17 protein-coding genes are annotated in these 14,827 nt (G+C 65.2%); 9 read left to right on the top strand and 8 right to left on the bottom strand.

Annotation, left to right across the window (positions count from 1 at the left end; all coding sequences use genetic code 11):
- The first annotated feature begins 113 nt into the window (after window positions 1-113).
- Window positions 114-674 carry a hypothetical protein gene (locus NKH31_RS17315; RefSeq protein ID WP_254863039.1) on the top strand — a complete coding sequence of 187 codons (561 nt, stop codon included), beginning with the start codon at window positions 114-116 and terminating at the stop codon, window positions 672-674.
- 119 nt (window positions 675-793) lie between these two features.
- Here NKH31_RS17315 and NKH31_RS17310 read toward each other — a convergent pair whose 3' ends face one another.
- A complete protein-coding gene (locus NKH31_RS17310; protein WP_254863038.1) occupies window positions 794-1,450 on the bottom strand; it encodes a helix-turn-helix domain-containing protein in 657 nt (218 codons plus the stop codon).
- A gap of 551 nt (window positions 1,451-2,001) precedes the next feature.
- On the opposite strand from NKH31_RS17310, the gene NKH31_RS17305 reads away from it, so the two are divergent.
- From NKH31_RS17305 to NKH31_RS17270, 8 genes are all read left to right on the top strand, one after another.
- The gene (locus NKH31_RS17305) at window positions 2,002-2,778 is read left to right on the top strand and encodes an electron transfer flavoprotein subunit beta/FixA family protein (RefSeq protein ID WP_254863037.1); all 777 of its coding nucleotides are present in this window, start codon (window positions 2,002-2,004) and stop codon (window positions 2,776-2,778) included.
- The gene (locus tag NKH31_RS17300) at window positions 2,775-3,791 is read left to right on the top strand and encodes an electron transfer flavoprotein subunit alpha/FixB family protein (protein ID WP_254863036.1); all 1,017 of its coding nucleotides are present in this window, start codon (window positions 2,775-2,777) and stop codon (window positions 3,789-3,791) included. Before NKH31_RS17305 ends, NKH31_RS17300 begins: the two co-directional genes overlap by 4 nt.
- The gene (locus NKH31_RS17295; RefSeq protein WP_254863035.1) at window positions 3,788-5,167 is read left to right on the top strand and encodes an FAD-dependent oxidoreductase; all 1,380 of its coding nucleotides are present in this window, start codon (window positions 3,788-3,790) and stop codon (window positions 5,165-5,167) included. Before NKH31_RS17300 ends, NKH31_RS17295 begins: the two co-directional genes overlap by 4 nt.
- Before the next feature lies 1 nt (window position 5,168).
- On the top strand, window positions 5,169-5,480 hold the full coding sequence (locus NKH31_RS17290; RefSeq protein WP_254863034.1) for a ferredoxin family protein: 312 nt from the start codon (window positions 5,169-5,171) through the stop codon (window positions 5,478-5,480).
- Between the two features lie 111 nt (window positions 5,481-5,591).
- The gene (locus tag NKH31_RS17285; protein ID WP_254863033.1) at window positions 5,592-5,816 is read left to right on the top strand and encodes a hypothetical protein; all 225 of its coding nucleotides are present in this window, start codon (window positions 5,592-5,594) and stop codon (window positions 5,814-5,816) included.
- 133 nt (window positions 5,817-5,949) lie between these two features.
- On the top strand, window positions 5,950-6,726 hold the full coding sequence (locus NKH31_RS17280; RefSeq protein ID WP_254863032.1) for an SCO family protein: 777 nt from the start codon (window positions 5,950-5,952) through the stop codon (window positions 6,724-6,726).
- The gene (locus tag NKH31_RS17275) at window positions 6,726-7,307 is read left to right on the top strand and encodes a TlpA family protein disulfide reductase (protein WP_254863031.1); all 582 of its coding nucleotides are present in this window, start codon (window positions 6,726-6,728) and stop codon (window positions 7,305-7,307) included. Before NKH31_RS17280 ends, NKH31_RS17275 begins: the two co-directional genes overlap by 1 nt.
- On the top strand, window positions 7,304-7,975 hold the full coding sequence (locus tag NKH31_RS17270) for a cytochrome c biogenesis protein CcdA (protein ID WP_254863030.1): 672 nt from the start codon (window positions 7,304-7,306) through the stop codon (window positions 7,973-7,975). Before NKH31_RS17275 ends, NKH31_RS17270 begins: the two co-directional genes overlap by 4 nt.
- A 63-nt stretch (window positions 7,976-8,038) precedes the next feature.
- Here NKH31_RS17270 and NKH31_RS17265 read toward each other — a convergent pair whose 3' ends face one another.
- From NKH31_RS17265 to NKH31_RS17235, 7 genes are all read right to left on the bottom strand, one after another.
- Window positions 8,039-8,311: a DUF8131 family protein gene (locus NKH31_RS17265; RefSeq protein WP_425492279.1), complete on the bottom strand. Its 273-nt coding sequence runs from the start codon at window positions 8,309-8,311 to the stop codon at window positions 8,039-8,041.
- Window positions 8,312-8,342: 31 nt separating this feature from the next.
- Window positions 8,343-8,537: a CbaC protein gene (locus NKH31_RS17260; protein ID WP_254863029.1), complete on the bottom strand. Its 195-nt coding sequence runs from the start codon at window positions 8,535-8,537 to the stop codon at window positions 8,343-8,345.
- Window positions 8,538-8,542: 5 nt separating this feature from the next.
- A complete protein-coding gene (locus tag NKH31_RS17255) occupies window positions 8,543-10,288 on the bottom strand; it encodes a b(o/a)3-type cytochrome-c oxidase subunit 1 (protein WP_254863028.1) in 1,746 nt (581 codons plus the stop codon).
- The gene (locus tag NKH31_RS17250; protein ID WP_254863027.1) at window positions 10,285-11,157 is read right to left on the bottom strand and encodes a cupredoxin domain-containing protein; all 873 of its coding nucleotides are present in this window, start codon (window positions 11,155-11,157) and stop codon (window positions 10,285-10,287) included. Before NKH31_RS17250 ends, NKH31_RS17255 begins: the two co-directional genes overlap by 4 nt.
- The gene (locus NKH31_RS17245; RefSeq protein WP_254863026.1) at window positions 11,154-11,318 is read right to left on the bottom strand and encodes a signal peptidase complex subunit 2; all 165 of its coding nucleotides are present in this window, start codon (window positions 11,316-11,318) and stop codon (window positions 11,154-11,156) included. The genes NKH31_RS17250 and NKH31_RS17245 overlap by 4 nt, the downstream gene beginning before the upstream one ends.
- A 181-nt stretch (window positions 11,319-11,499) precedes the next feature.
- Entirely contained in the window at window positions 11,500-11,982 is a 483-nt protein-coding gene (locus tag NKH31_RS17240; protein ID WP_254863025.1) for a cupredoxin domain-containing protein, read from the bottom strand.
- Window positions 11,983-12,257: 275 nt separating this feature from the next.
- On the bottom strand, window positions 12,258-14,681 hold the full coding sequence (locus tag NKH31_RS17235; protein ID WP_254863024.1) for a heavy metal translocating P-type ATPase: 2,424 nt from the start codon (window positions 14,679-14,681) through the stop codon (window positions 12,258-12,260).
- Window positions 14,682-14,827: the final 146 nt, after the last annotated feature.

Below are 14,827 nucleotides of genomic sequence, written 5' to 3'. Positions count from 1 at the left end.
CGGCGACCGTTGCGGGACTGGGGGCACTTCTTGCGGGAGTGGTGCTCCTTTCCCACCCTCGATACTTCGAGTCACTCTCGATTTACCCCGGTACTGGCTGGTGGTTCTTCCCGATGTTCCACGCGGCATTCACCGCACTCGGCGTGGTGACCCTCGGCGTCGGCTGGTTTCTTGTCCGCGGCCGGTCGCCGACGGACCGTGCTCTCGCGGCTCTGGCTCTGGTAACGATTGTCGTTACTATGCTCTATGCCATTGTTCTCCTGTGGCTAACCGCCGAGGACCCGGGAGTCGTCGAGGGATACGGTCGCAAGCGGGCGCTAGTCGGAGGGCTCGTTGCCGGCCTCTTTACCGTCGGCTTCGCGGTTCCGACTACTCGACTGCGAGCGGGGGGAGTCGGCGTGATGGCACTAGTCGGGCCACTCGCACTCGTCGTCGTCGACTGGGCGACTGGAGACGGTGCGGTCCTCGGACCGGTCGTGGACGTCTTCATCCTGCTGACGAACCCCGGCGTCCTCGGGATCGAGTATCTCGGCGTCTATCTGCTGGTCACGGCGGGCGCGCTCGGACTCGCATTCGGAACGTGGGCCGCGTACGGCGCGCCGTCACGGGCGACAATCGCGAGCAATCCGACCGACGACACCGATGACGGTGACCTCGGCGGCGAGTCGGATTGAGCACTCGACGCCGACGAACCGGCGTGAGTATTCGACGACGAACTAGGTACTGGTGAGCGCGTCGTGACGAATCGCTTGCTCGAGAAAATGCGGGCCGATTGTCGTCGGAGTTATCACGCTCACCGCTCGGTCTGGCCGGCCGACTCGCGCTCGAACAGCGAAGTGACCAGGTTCGATTCGACCGCCGAGAGCCGCTGGGAGACTGCTGACTTGCTGACGCCGAGTCGTTCGGCGAGCTCGCCGAGATCGGTCTGCCGTGGCGTCTCGTAGTATCCCGCGTCGACAGCGAGCAGGACCGCTTCTCGCTGTTTCTCGGTGATCCCCTCCACTTCGAGTTCGAGGTGCTGGTCGGCGTCGCCGTCGGTCCGGGTGGCGATCCGTCGAAGCCTGACCGTCGCACCGGTTCGTCGAAGCGCGACGACGACGGCCTCGAGTTCATCGCGATCGGGTACCATCACGTCTACCTCCAGCGAGCCGGGCTCGAACCGCTGGATCGATGCGATGCAGTCGTGGCTACTGAACACTGGACAGATGCAGCCCTCGTCGACCGCACTCGCCAGAAACTGCCGATCGCCGGTTTCGAGCGTGACCGCCGACCGACACCGGCCACCGGGCCCACGGGGACCGTCATCGAAGATGATGTTCTGGTCGACGTCTTCACCGCGACAGCCTGAAGAAAGCACCGCACAGTTGACCGCCTCGTCGGGCTCGACTGCGAACGTCGCCCGGAGATGGCCGGTCTGGCCCTCCTCGATCGTCTGGAGTGTGGTCGCCATAACGAGTGAAAATCCGACCCGTGCCGCTATAACAGGCGAACCACGCTACCAGTATCTGGGATTCGTACGTCGGAACCCGTCATCGTTCGGTGTCGGGGGTGTTGGCCGAGTTCAGGGTGTGTGGGTCGTGATCGACGGCCCGTCGATGATTGTGTCGCTTTTCCGTTCTCTCACCGTGAACCGTCTGGTGCGTTTTCGAGTTGGATGTCGAACTCCGACTAACGAGAGTTCCAAGCGATGGTCTCGGATACTCATCTACACGAAGAAAGCGTCGTGGGCCTTCGAATCCTGGCACCGAATCGGTTCACTTGTGAGCACGGTGATGCTAACGATCTCAGCGTCTAAGACGGTACTTTCGGACGGACCTGGCCACTGTCCGAGAACCCAGCCGAGTCGATCGTTGATAGTCTCTACGAACCCCACCGTAATACGCCCCTATACTGTGGGCCACCTCGAGACTGTTACTTACCTGTACAGGGTCTTCCCAGGCTCCAGGAATTGACGTACTAACCCACCGACCAGGGGCCCCTATCTCCGACCGTGATGAATCCATGACGTGGACGATCGTCGTCGGGGTGAAACAGGTGCCCGACGCTGACGAAGTCGGGATCGATCCCGACACAGGTCGACTCGACCGGGCGAGTGCGCCCGCGGTGATGAACGGACCGGATCAGCACGCCCTGGAGGCGGCGCTCACGATTCGCGATCAGGTCGGCGGCGAATTGTACGCGATGTCGATGGGGCCGCCGAACGCGACGAGCATCCTCGAGGAGGCCGTCGCGATGGGGTGTGACGACGCCGTGTTGATCTCCGATCGCGCGTTCGCGGGCAGCGACACCTGGCCGACGAGCCTGACGCTCGCCCGGGCGGCCGAGGCGCTCGAAGCCGACGTCGTCCTCTGTGGCGAGGAGACGACGGACTCTTCGACCGGTCAGGTCCCGCCGGGGATCGCCGCCCACAACGGGTGGGCGCAGTTGACCTACGCCGAGGCGGTCGACGCTCGGCCCGACGAGGATCGACTCGTCGCGAGACGCGACGTCGAGGGCGGCCACGAACTCGTCGCCGCGGACCTTCCAGTCGTCGTCGCGGCCGCCTTCGGCGAGTTCCCGCCTCGACCGGCACCGCTCCACCGGAAGATCTACGGCGAGAACGACTTCGAACCGACCGTCTGGGACGCCGAGGATCTCGAAATCGAAGACGAGGTCGGCCTCGCCGTCTCTCCGACGTCGGTCGGATCGATGGAGACCGTCCAGCCGGTCGAGCGAAAGAGCGAGGTGGTCGACGACGTGGACGATCTCGCCGCGGCCGTCGAGGAGGTGTTCGCATGACCGACGCGATCGACGTCGACGACTACGCCGACGTGTGGGTGTTCGTCGAGGAGCACGCCGGCGAGGTCATGCCCGTCTCCTGGGAGCTGCTGGCGGAGGGTGCGAAGCTGACCGAGAAGACGGGCGACGATCTCGTCGCGCTCACGATCGGCGAAGCCGTCGACGACGTCGCGGCCGAAGCGATCGAGCGTGGGGCTGACCGAGTGCTGGCCGCGGACGACCCCGTGTTCGAGCCCTACCGGGCCGATCCGTACGGCGCGCAGTTCCGCGCGATGGTCGAGGAGCGAAACCCCTCGATCGTCCTCATCGGCGGCACGCACACCGGCCGCGACTTCGCCGGACGGGTCGCCGTGCCGACCCACGCCGGATTGACCGCAGACGTGACCGAGATCGACGTCGACGAGGAGGGAATCCTTCAGGCACGACGACCGGCGTTCGGTGGCGACCTCCTCGCGACGATCCTCTGTGAAGATCACCGCCCGCAAATGGCGACGATTCGACCCGGCGTGTTCGAGGCGGCCGGCCGCGACCCCGACCGTGAGGGCGAGATCGTCGACGTCGACGTGGTCGTCGACGAATCCGACGCGATCAGCGACGTACTCGAACGCGTCGTCGGCGACACCGCAGACATTACGGAGGCCGACCGGATCGTCGCCGTCGGTCACGGGATCGAAGGCGACCTCGAACCCGCGCTGAAACTGGCCGACGCGCTCGACGCCGAACTCGCGGCGAGTCGGGCGGCGGTCGACGAGGGCTGGATTGACGGGTCTCGACAGGTCGGACAGACCGGCAAGACGGTTCGCCCGGATCTCTACGTGGCGGTCGGTATCAGCGGGGCGATCCAGCACGTCGAGGGGATGAACAAGAGCGAGACGGTGATCGCGATCAACGACGATCCGAACGCGCCGATCTTCGAGCACGCAGATTACGCCATCGTGGGTGACCTGTTCGAGGTCTGTCCCGCGCTGGCCGATCGACTGACCGATCAGCGAGCGATGGAGGTAGAGCCATGAGCCCAGAACGTGATGTGGAGAGAGACACCAGAGCCGAGCGAGACACCAGATCCGAGCCGAACTACGACGACCACTTCGACGCGATCGTGGTCGGAGCGGGGCTGGCCGGTAGCGCCGCGGCCCTGACGATGGCCGATCGCGACCTGGAGGTGCTGTTGATCGAACGCGGTTCCTCGCCCGGTGCGAAGAACGTCTTCGGTGGGGTGTTGTACACTCCGACGATTCGGGAGTTGACCGACTTCGAGACCGCTCCGCTCGAGCGGTACGTCTCCGAACGACGGTTTAGCATGCTCAGCCAGGACGACGAGACCGCCGTTTCCCTGCGGCCCGGAGCGTGGCACACCGAACCACACAACGACTCCTACACCGTGCTCCGGGGCGACTTCGACGAGTGGTTCGCCGAGCAAGCCGTCGAGAAGGGAACGACGCTCGTGACCGAAACGACGGTCACCGGGCTCGTCCGCGACGGCGGGCGCATCGTCGGCGTCGAGACCGATCGGCCGGACGGAACTATCCGAGCGCCGTACGTCGTTCTCGCGGAGGGCGGAAACTCCCTCGTGAGCGAGGGGGCGAACCTCAAGTCGACGGAGACGCGCGAAAACGTCGCCGTCGCCGTCAAGGAGGTACTCGAGTTCCCCGATACCGACGACGCGATCGAGGATCGGTTCCGACTCCTCGAAGACGCCGGCGCCTCGTATCACTACTTCGGGGAGGGTGCCGTCGGCGACGCGTTCGGTGGCGGGTTCATCTACACCAACGAGGACACGATCAGCGTCGGCGTCGCCTACCGAATCGAGGACGCCGTCGCTGCGAACCAGTCGCCGGAAGCGACGCTGAACGCGTTCAAGACCCACCCGGCCGTTGCGCCGCTGGTCCGCGACGCTCGAACCGTCGAGTACGCGGCGAAAACCATCCCCGAGGGCGGCGCAGAGAGCGTTCCCGAGCTGGTCCACGACGGCGCGGCCATCGTCGGCGACGCGGCCGGGCTGGTGCTCAACAACGGAGTCCACCTAGAGGGAACGAACATGGCCGTCGAAAGCGGCTACCAGGCCGGTCGAACGATCGCCGAGGCCGCGGCGGCGGGTCGGACGGACGCCGGGGCGCTGGCGTCGTATCCCACGGCCCTCGAAAATTCGTTCGTGATGAAGAACTTAGAACACTACGACTGGCTGATGACGAAGGCCGAAGCCGATCGCGAACTGCTGTTCGAGACGCTCCCCCGGGCGTTCGCCAGCGCCGGGACGGAGTACTTCCGCATGGATCGCGATCCGAAGCGCGTCCACGAAGCGAGCGCGAAACGCACCGTCCTCGACGCCGTCGGTGGCTGGGTCGGTGCCGCGAAATTGGCGTTCCGATACCGAAAGGTGGTGACCTGAGATGAGTGTCCAACCGCAGATTCCGCCCGTCGAGAACGAATCGCTCGAAGACCGACTCTACACCGTCAGGTACGACGACCCCGGTGACTCGCACCTGGACGTCAAGGTGGCCGACGTCTGTGCGACCTGCGAGACGAACGACTGCGTGAAGGTGTGTCCGGCGAACGTCTGGCGCGAGGGCGACGACGGCGTTCCCACGATCGCCTACGAGAACTGTCTCGAGTGTTCGAGCTGTCGGTTCGCCTGTACGTACGATAACGTCGTCTGGGAGTACCCGAAAACCGGCGGTGGCGTGACGTTCAAGCACGGGTAGGCCGTGTTGAGCGTCGAACGGGGTGATCTCTCCAGTGACACTCGTTCCCACCCGTCGGGAACGACGTGGCCGTTTCTTGTGTGTTACCCACTAACGCATACTCAGAGAGCTATGTCCGAATACAACCCCACTCCGAGCGAGATCAAGACCAAAGAGGACGCGGCGGTTTGCGCACACGACGTGCTCTCGGCCGAAGGCTGTGAGTCACCGGAGGTCTCCGCACCGCACCAGACGCGATCGACGTGGATCGTCCCGGTCCGCTGTGAGGACGAGCCGTGGCGGGTCCACATCGACCCTCGGTCGGGGTCGACTCGGGTCGTCAGGGTCGTCGAGTGAGCGGGCCACCGATCGCGTCACCGGATCGATCGTCGGTGACTGACGCCGATCGACGTGCCCGTACTCGGCGACGGTTCCCAGCAGCCGAGAATGACGAGTTAGCCCTTTATTCTACGGGGCCCGAGCCACAGCCATGGATCGTCGGAAATACCTCGCTACCGCGGGTGCGACAGGATTGGTGGCCGCTGCTGGGTGTCTCGATGTACTCGGACGCGGCGGGGACACGGTACTTGGCGAACCGTCGGACTCCCGAGGCGATCCCTCTCACCCGATCCACGGCACCGAGTTACCGTCCTTCGCAGTGCCGGACCCTATTCGGGACGAGCAAATCACGGACGAGCGGTTCCGAGACGAGCGGTCGATCGTCGCGACGTTCATCTTCACGAAGTGTCCCGACGGAGCGTGCCCGGCCTTGTTGCAGCGTCTCGTCCACGTGCGGGCAGCCGTTCACGAAGCCGGTCACGAGGACGACGTCGCCTTCCTGGTCTTCACGTTCGATCCCGAACGTGACACGGCCGACGTGCTCGCCGACCACGCCGAGGCCTTCGGGATCGATCCGACGGCCGACGACTGGTTCTTCCTCCGCCCGGAGACGCCGGACCGAGCCGAGCAGGTTGTACTGGAGGACTTCGGGTTGCCGATCGAGCGCGTCGATCTGGACGAGGACGACCACGACCACGATGACGGAGCGAGCCACGACCACGGCGACGAAGACGACGCACACGACGACGGGACGGCGCCTGGCGGACTCGAGTCGCCCAACGTGGACGACCTCGAGTACACCTTCACTCACTTCAACCTGATCCTGCTCGCAAACGAGCAGGGCGTCGTCGAACGCGCGTATCCCAGTGCGACGTCCGTCTCCGTTTCCGACATCGAGGCGGACACACTCGAGGTACTCGAAGGATAATGAGGCGGCGTGAAGCACTGGCCGGGACGGCGAGCCTGGGGTTGCTTGCAGCCGGCGGTGTCGTCGCCATCCGCGGGCCGCCGTCGTTCGGCAGTCGTGACGGCAACGGTGTCTCAGCCGATGGTGAACAATCGGGTTACGAACCGATTTCGGTGGATACACTCGATCTTCCCTGGGGTCGGGACGAGTCCGTCGACGTCCCGTTCGAGGGCCACATCACGGTCGTCACGTTCTTCGCAACCTGGTGTCGCACCTGTAGCGAAATGCTCGCGGACGTGACCGAGGCCCGCGAGCGAGTTCGCGACGACGCACAGTTTCTCTCGGTGACGATAGAGCGGGTGGGCGAGGGCGGGCAGGTGACGACCGCCGACGTCGAAGCGTGGTGGAGAACCCACGGTGGTGGCGAGTGGACGGTGGGATCCGACGAGACCGCCGAGTTACAGGTCCGCCACGACGTTCCCGGGGTGCCGGCGACCGTCGTCTTCGACGCCGATGGCATCGAGCGGTGGTCTCACGTGGGCGTCTCGACGACAGATGACCTCGTCGACGCGGTCGAAAACGCCCGCGACGCGCAGCGATGAGCGACGTCTCGCTCGCCGCGGGCGTCGGATTCGCCGTTTACGCCGGCATCCTCACGTTCTTCTCGCCGTGTGCCTACGCGCTCTTGCCGGGGTACGTCGGCTTCTACGTCCGCCGAACCGACGGAGAAGCCACCCTCGCCGGCTCGGTAGGTCGTGGGCTCGCAGCCGGTGCGGGCGTCCTCTTGACGCTCGGACTCTTCCTCGGGGCCACGTTCGTCGTCGGTCAACTCGCGGCCGACGCCCTCCGGGTCGTCGAACCCGTCGTCGGGGTCGCGCTCATCGTCCTCGGGTTGTTGATCGTCCTGGATAGGGCGCCGACGCTCTCGATCCGGCTCCCCGAGCGCCGCACGGGAGTCCTCGGATTCGGCATCTTCGGCGCGGGCTACGCGGCCGCCTCTGCCGGTTGCGTCGCGCCGATCCTTCTCGCCGTCGGTGGCCTGGGACTGTCCCTGTCTGGGACCGGTGGCCTCGTCGTGGTGGGCGCCTACGTCGCCACCGTCTCTGCGCTAATGATCGCGGTGACGGTGGCCGCAGGAACCGGGCTCTCGGCGGGCAGTGGTTGGGTATCCGCCAACCGAGATCGGTTGGAGCGGGCAGCGGGCGTCGTCATCGTGCTTGCCGGAGTCGGACAGCTATACGTGGCGTACGCGGTTGAGTACACGCTCTGAGGCCGCTGTGAGATGACGAATCGGTCCGGCGGCGCCTGCCGCGTTGTGAGATGCGCTCGGTGATTATGCAGTTGCGTGATCTTCGCCGGCACCGTGTTCGGTCTCGAGCGGTGAGAACGCCACGTAGAGGGACGCGAAGATGATCACGACGTTTACGGCGGATACGAATCCGCCCAGACCGGGTCGGCCGAGCCCGTACGCCAGCGCGGGAACGAGTGCTACCAATCCCACTGCCGCGGCGAGCCTGGGGGTGAGGGACTCGATCACGTTCAGCACTTCGAGCCGCGAGCTATTGAAACTACGCGAGTCGGCCGGGAGGTCGGTCGTCGTTCGCACAGTGGTCGTCGTTCGACGGCCGTCGGCTCGCTCATTCGGGGTCGGATGCACCATCCGCGGGCCACAGCGCCCAGATGAGGAGTGCGCCCATCGTGACGACCCCCAGGCCGACGAGCTGGTTCACCGTGATCTCGACGTCGAAGAACGCCAGGGCGGTTCGAAGCTCGATGAGGACCACGAGCAACAACGCGATCAGGATCAGGAGTCTCGGGGGAGAGATGCGCATCGGAGTCAACGCCAGAAGAGTTCGGCCGCGAGACGGAATAAGGAGTCGATATCGATCCACACCGGGAACGGCCCGACGTCGGGACCGAAGAGGCCCCCGCGCGAAATGATGCTGGCCAGCGGGACGAAGTAGGCGATCACGATCAGGACGAGCGCGATCCCAACCCAGAGCTTGAGGTTGTCGAGGATCCTGGGGGAGTCTTCCGGTCCGGAGAGTGCGGGCGGAATCGTTCCGTCGACCAGCGGCGTCTCGTCGCGGTTTATCGCCGTCGCGAGCATGATTGTAAGGAATAGCGCCCCCGAGACGAACAACAGGACGCCTCCGAGCGCGAGCTGGGCGTTTAGCTCTCCCATCGAGCCGACGCCGACGCCGTAATCGAAGTCGTACTGGGGTTCCGCCGTGCGGCGGGGCATTCCGAACAGGCCGGCCCGGTACATCGAATTCGTCATGAACACGATGCCGACGAACCAGAGGACCACCTGGAAGAGCGCGAGCTGACGGCCCCAGAGCCGGTTACCGGTCAGCTGCGGGACGAGCCAGTAGGCACCGGCCATGAACGTGAGCGCGACGGCCGTCCCGACCTGCGTGTGGATGTGGCCTGGGATCCAGACCGTGTTGTGGACGAGATAGTTGATGTTCATCCCGGCGTTGACGATGCCGGTGAACCCGCCGAAGGCGAACACCAACCCGGCCAGCGCCATCCCGGTGAATGCCGGATCCTTCCACGGGAGCGCGCGAAGCCAGCCGAAGGTCCCCTCGCCGCCGCGCTGGCGAGCGCCGTGTTCCATGCTGGCGACGACGGTGAACGCGGTGAGCAGACTCGGCAGCAGCAGGAACATCGTGTTCGTCATCGCGATGAACTTAAAGCCCTCCGCGATCCCCGGATCGAGATACTGGTGGTGTATTCCAACGGGCGTCGAGAGTAGTACGAACAGGATGAACACGACGCGAGCGAGCGGATCGCTGAACAGTCGACCGCCGGAGAGCTTTGGCAACACGATGTACCAGAGGAGGTAGGCTGGTAGCAGCCAGAAGTAGACGAACGCGTGGCCAAAGTACCAGAACAGCGTTCTCGTCAGCGTCGGATTGAGACTTTCGGTCAGACCGAGCGACCACGGCATGATGAACGCCAGAAGGGCGACGGCGACGCCGATCGAGGAGACGTACCACATGATCATCGTCGTCAGAACCATGAACGTCGGCAGCGGGATGCGTTCGCCCGGATTGTCGGATTTCCAGGCCAACCAGGTGCGAAACCAGTCCGCACCGGCCAGCCAGGTACCCACGACGAAGACGACGAGACCGACGTAGAACAGTGGGTTGGCCTGCAACGGCGCGTAGAACGTAAAGAGCACGTCCGCGCTGAGTTCGGAACCCAGCACTTCCGGCGGATCGTCCAGAAATCCCGCGAGAATCGCCACCGCCGTGATGAGCGTGCCCAGCGACATCAGCCCGTACCACGCCCAGGTGACGCGGGGGTTCACCGGCCCGCGTCCGAGGCTGTCTGTGACCGCCCACTGATACAGTCCGACGAGAAAGAAGATGGTGAACGTGACGACCAGAAACACGCCGTGGCCGGTCAGCACGGTGTAGTAGGTCGGCGAGTCGACGATCCGGAGCACGTCGGTTCGGTGGAGCGCCTGTATCAACCCGAAGACGGCGCCAACTCCCAGCGCCACGAACGAGGTGAGAAACGCGAACTTGACGACGCGGGCCTGCTTCGGATACTCGTCGACGAACAGCTCGCTCACGCGCCCTCACCTCCGGCCATCGGGCCCGCGACGTCGACGGATGCGCCGGTGACCGCCGCACCGCCGGCGGGTGTGCCCGCCTCGTTCGCGTCGTCATCGTTCGTCTCATCGCTGACAGTCACCGTCCCGGTCTCCTCGTGGTCGTCGACGGTCACGGTCCAGTCGTGGTCACCCTCGCCGAGGTCGCCGGCGTCGACGGTGACGGATAATTCCTCAGTCTCCTCCCCGTCGACGGTCAGGTCCTCCGTGATCGTCTCGTCGCCGACCTGGACCTCGACGGTGGTATCGAGCGAGTCGAGCAGACCGTTTTCGACGGTGGTCGAAAGCTCGATTTCGTCGTCCGGGCCGACTTCGTCGGGCGCCTCGACCGCGAGTTCGGTCAGGTCGAACTCGTCTTCGGGGACGACGACGAGTTCGGCCTCCATGTCGTGATGACCGCTCCCGCAGTACTCGTTACAGAGGATGCCGTACTCCCCGGGTTCGTCGAACTCGACGGTCATCGTCGACACCTCTCCGGGGACGACCATCGTGTTCACGTTGGTCCCGACGACGGTGAAGCTGTGAATCACGTCGCGGCTGGTGACGTAGAAGGTCACTTCGTTGCCCGCTGGGATCTCGATCGTGTCCGGCTGGTAGATGAACGTCATCGCGACGACGTGGGCTTCGTACTCGTTCTCGCCGACCTGCTCGACGCCGGGGTCTGCGAATCGTTCGTCATCGTCGATTTCACCCGGCGCCAGGACGTCCTCGTCGTCGCCGATCATCACGATACCCAGTCCGACCGATCCGTAGGTTATGGTGGCGACGAAACCGACGATCAGGACCATCGCGCCGGCCAGCCACAGCCGTTCGTACGTGTGAATGTTCATACCAAGAGCATCGGCGTGGGTTCGTTCCCGACGAACTCGACGAAGTACGTGAACAGCCAGAGCATCACGAGGATCAGGAAGTACAACCCGATCAGCGCGAGCGTACCGATCGGGTCGAACTCCTCGTGACCGATCTCCTTGGAGGCTCGTGGACGAGACATGCCACTCTCTGCCCACGACCACGCTAATAAAATCCGAGCGTCCCCTCGACGGTGAAACCGTTTCATAGGTACGAAAACGCGTCTTACGTCCCGTAAATCGAATATTTCAGCGGTGACTCCCGGGTTCAACGACGCCGTTGGGGTCGGCCGTCGTGTGAATCGATAGACGCGGACCCCACGGTCAATCGGTGAAGACCTGGATGTCCCCGACTTGCGTCGACTCGTGGTACGCGCAGATGTACGTGACCATCTCCTCGGTCGCGACGACGCCCTCGATGTCTGCTTCTTCCCCCTGGTCGCTTACGTCTTCGCTCTGGTAGTCGTCGATGATGCCGTCGTCTTCGTCGCGGATCTCCATGTTGTGGGTCACGCCGTCTTCGTTCACCCACCTGAAGTCGTACTCCTGGCCCTCGATCAATCCGATCGTCGGATTATCCTCGCCCTCGATGATACCCGGTTCGATACCCGTCCAGGCTTCGATTCGGCCCTCGAAATAGAATTCTTCGACGTCTTCCCAGTCCTCGCGGTCGAGTCCATCCACCGCTACGTCATCGTCAGTATCGTCGGTATCGTCATCGTCGTTGTCCGGACAACCCGCGAGGAGCGAGAATCCCCCGACGCCCGCCGACGCCAGCGCAGTTCGACGTGTCAACTGACCTTGCATGTTCCAATCTCATTCCGCTGAGGGCCTTATAGGGCTATTGCGGGCGGCCATGACGATCAATTGACCTGACGAGACGGCCGGACGTTCCGCCTCGCTGTGGGCTGTTGGCGAGTCTAGGGAAACCACGAATGTCGGCGTGCGATGTCGTCGGTGACTCGTCCGTGAATCTCCACATGGTGCGAGTGGCCAGCCACGAGCCGGTCCGAAGAGAGACCACCAATCGCTGGCGATAGCGTACGATCCGCGTACTGTCGTCTGAGCGCTGATCGAGCCCGTTAGATCCGCCGCGAGGAGTTTACGACCACCAGCGCACTGCTGGTCGCCATCGCCACCGCCGCAAGCAGCGGGTTGAGCAGCCCGGTGATCGCCAGCGGGATGGCGACCCCGTTGTAGACGAACGCCCAGCCGAGGTTCTGTTTGATTCGGCGGTTCGTCCCGTCGGTGAGAGAGAAGACGTCGGCCACCGATGCGAGGTCGTCGTCGACGATGACGGCGTCCGCGGCGTCGGTGGCTAGCTCGGTGCCGCCGCCCATCGCGATTCCGACGTCGGCGGCGGCCAGCGCCGGCGCGTCGTTGCTCCCGTCGCCGACGACGGCGACCGTCCCGCGTGCTCGGAGCCGGCGGACCGTCTCGGCCTTTCCCTCCGCCGGCACGCCGGCGTACACCTCGTCGACGGCCGGGATCGCCCGGAACCGCTCGGCTGCAGGTCCTTCGTCGCCGGTGAGGACGACCAGTTCGCGGCCACGAGCGAGCGTCTCGACCGAATCGCGCCACGTCTCGCGCGGCTGATCTCCGACGGTGATCGCGCCCTTGGCGCGGCCGTCCCAGCCGACGAGGACGGGAACGTCGCCGCGATTACGCGTCCGGGCCGCCGCGTCGTCGAGTCCCGCCGGGACGGTCCAGTCGCGCTCGACGAACAACTCGGGGTGACCGACGGCGACTCGCTCGCCGTCCACCAGCGCGGAGACGCCTCTGGTCTCTCGCGTGAAGTCCTCGACTTCGAGGGGATGCGAGGCGGTCCCCCCGTCCGCGACGCCCGGCGCTTCGCTGTCGTCCGCCTCGCAAATCGCCCGCGCGATCGGGTGCTCGGAGAGGCGCTCGACCGCCGCGGCGCGTCCCAGCAGCCGTTCGCGGTCGATCCCGTCGGACTCGACCGACCGAACCGACATCGTGCCGGTCGTCAGCGTTCCCGTTTTGTCGAGGACGACGATATCGACCGCGGGAGCGTCCTCGAAGACGCTCTCGCTCGCGAGAACGACGTTGCGTTCGGCGGCCGAGCGGACGCCCGAGGCGACGGCCAGCGGCGTCGCCAGTCCGAGCGCGCACGGACAGGAGACGATGAGCACCGTCAGTCCGACCAGCATAGCGGCGGTCGTCCCGCCGCCGAGCGCCAGCGTCGCGGCGGCTGCGATCGCCGACAGAACGAGCACCAGCGGCACGAAGATGGTGGCGAGGCGGTCGGCCAGCCGCTGGACGCCGGGCCGCGCGCTCTGGATCCGCCAGAGCAGTTCGACGATCCGATCGAGCGCGCTCTCGGCGTCGTCGCCGACTGTGACGACCAGCGACGCGTCGGTGACGAGCGTGCCGCCGCGGACGGGGTCGCCCGGCTCCTTCTCGACCGGCAGGGACTCGCCGGTGAGCAGCGACTCGTCTACCGCAGCCCGCCCCGAGCGGACGGTCCCGTCGAGCGGGACTCGCTCGCCCGGACGAACGAGGAGTTCGTCGTCCGGCTCGACGTCTGCGACGGGAACAGACTCTCCGTCTGCCAACCGGGCCGTTTCGACCCGTTGTTCGGTGAGGTCGCGTAGCAGGCCCGCAGCACGTCGTTTTACCCGCCCCTCGTACCAGGTCCCTGCGGTTACGACGAGGATAATCGCGACCGAGACGTCGAAGTAGAGGTCCGTCCGACCGACGACGATCGCCAACGTGCTGTAGGCGTACGCCGCGAGCGCGGCGACCGAGACCAGCAGGTCCATGTTCGGCCGGCGCGCCCGAAGGCTGACGTACGCACCCCTGAGGATGGGATAGCCGGTGTAGAAGACGACGAAGGAGGTCATGAGCCAGATGTTGGCGAAGAGGTACAATCCGTCGTAGCCGCCCAGGTCGACCAGGGGTTCGTAGCCGAAGTAGGTTGGATACAAGAAAAGCGCGTACCAGAGCATCACCATCATACCGAAGAGGCCGCCACCGACGAGGAACGTTATCAGGGCCCGGTCCCGACTCGACTCGCCCCGGCCTTCCTCGCGGTCTCTCGCTTCGTAGCCGTATCCAGAGAGAAGTTCGGGAAGTTCCGCTTCGTCGACGGCTTCGGGATCGTACTCGACACAGACCGTGTCGGTAGCGTAGCTCGCAGCGGCCGTCCGAACGCCCGCGGCGTTCGCTGCCCGCGTCTCGAGGAACGCCTCACACGTCGCACAGTGCATCCCGTCCACGCCGAAGTACGCCCGCTCGTGACCGCGTGCCGGCTCCGGACCGAGACCGTCACGATCGCCGTCGAGTCGCGCTGCGATCTGCTCGTCGTCAACGACATCGAGGTCGCCGAGCGCTCGCTGCACCTGGAGGCAGCCGCGACAGCAAAATGAACCGTCAACGTCGGTGTCGGTGACCGGGGACCGGCCGGTAGGCAGTCCGCAGAGGTGACAGCCGGCGTCACCGCTCGTCGTCGCGCCGGCAGCTTCGGTATCGGGGGTTGGTGTCATCGATCGGTGTCCGAACGCTCGGTTTGTTCGCCTCGCAACCGTCTGATTGCCGGCCGGATCGATACCGCGTGTCCACCGTACGAGGCCGACGGTGAAGAACGCTTCAGGGATTTCGCCGACGACATCTCATCCGGCCCGAAGAGCGA

It is taken from the genome of Halovivax gelatinilyticus, assembly GCF_024300625.1.
In the GTDB taxonomy this organism is placed as follows: domain Archaea; phylum Halobacteriota; class Halobacteria; order Halobacteriales; family Natrialbaceae; genus Halovivax; species Halovivax gelatinilyticus.
Note: the sequence above shows the minus strand (reverse complement) of the source record. Positions and strands in the feature narration are given on the sequence as shown.

Bases quoted from the DNA above. Each gene is read 5' to 3' on its own strand.
- NKH31_RS17270 (WP_254863030.1), top strand. From the start codon at position 7,304: ATGAGCGACGTCTCGCTCGCCGCGGGCGTCGGATTCGCCGTTTACGCC.
- NKH31_RS17305 (WP_254863037.1), top strand. From the start codon at position 2,002: ATGACGTGGACGATCGTCGTCGGGGTGAAACAGGTGCCCGACGCTGAC.
- NKH31_RS17260 (WP_254863029.1), bottom strand. From the start codon at position 8,537: ATGCGCATCTCTCCCCCGAGACTCCTGATCCTGATCGCGTTGTTGCTC.
- NKH31_RS17250 (WP_254863027.1), bottom strand. From the start codon at position 11,157: ATGAACATTCACACGTACGAACGGCTGTGGCTGGCCGGCGCGATGGTC.
- NKH31_RS17290 (WP_254863034.1), top strand. From the start codon at position 5,169: ATGAGTGTCCAACCGCAGATTCCGCCCGTCGAGAACGAATCGCTCGAA.
- NKH31_RS17245 (WP_254863026.1), bottom strand. From the start codon at position 11,318: ATGTCTCGTCCACGAGCCTCCAAGGAGATCGGTCACGAGGAGTTCGAC.
- NKH31_RS17275 (WP_254863031.1), top strand. From the start codon at position 6,726: ATGAGGCGGCGTGAAGCACTGGCCGGGACGGCGAGCCTGGGGTTGCTT.
- NKH31_RS17315 (WP_254863039.1), top strand. From the start codon at position 114: ATGTTCCACGCGGCATTCACCGCACTCGGCGTGGTGACCCTCGGCGTC.
- NKH31_RS17280 (WP_254863032.1), top strand. From the start codon at position 5,950: ATGGATCGTCGGAAATACCTCGCTACCGCGGGTGCGACAGGATTGGTG.
- NKH31_RS17235 (WP_254863024.1), bottom strand. From the start codon at position 14,681: ATGACACCAACCCCCGATACCGAAGCTGCCGGCGCGACGACGAGCGGT.
- NKH31_RS17300 (WP_254863036.1), top strand. From the start codon at position 2,775: ATGACCGACGCGATCGACGTCGACGACTACGCCGACGTGTGGGTGTTC.
- NKH31_RS17295 (WP_254863035.1), top strand. From the start codon at position 3,788: ATGAGCCCAGAACGTGATGTGGAGAGAGACACCAGAGCCGAGCGAGAC.
- NKH31_RS17310 (WP_254863038.1), bottom strand. From the start codon at position 1,450: ATGGCGACCACACTCCAGACGATCGAGGAGGGCCAGACCGGCCATCTC.
- NKH31_RS17285 (WP_254863033.1), top strand. From the start codon at position 5,592: ATGTCCGAATACAACCCCACTCCGAGCGAGATCAAGACCAAAGAGGAC.
- NKH31_RS17240 (WP_254863025.1), bottom strand. From the start codon at position 11,982: ATGCAAGGTCAGTTGACACGTCGAACTGCGCTGGCGTCGGCGGGCGTC.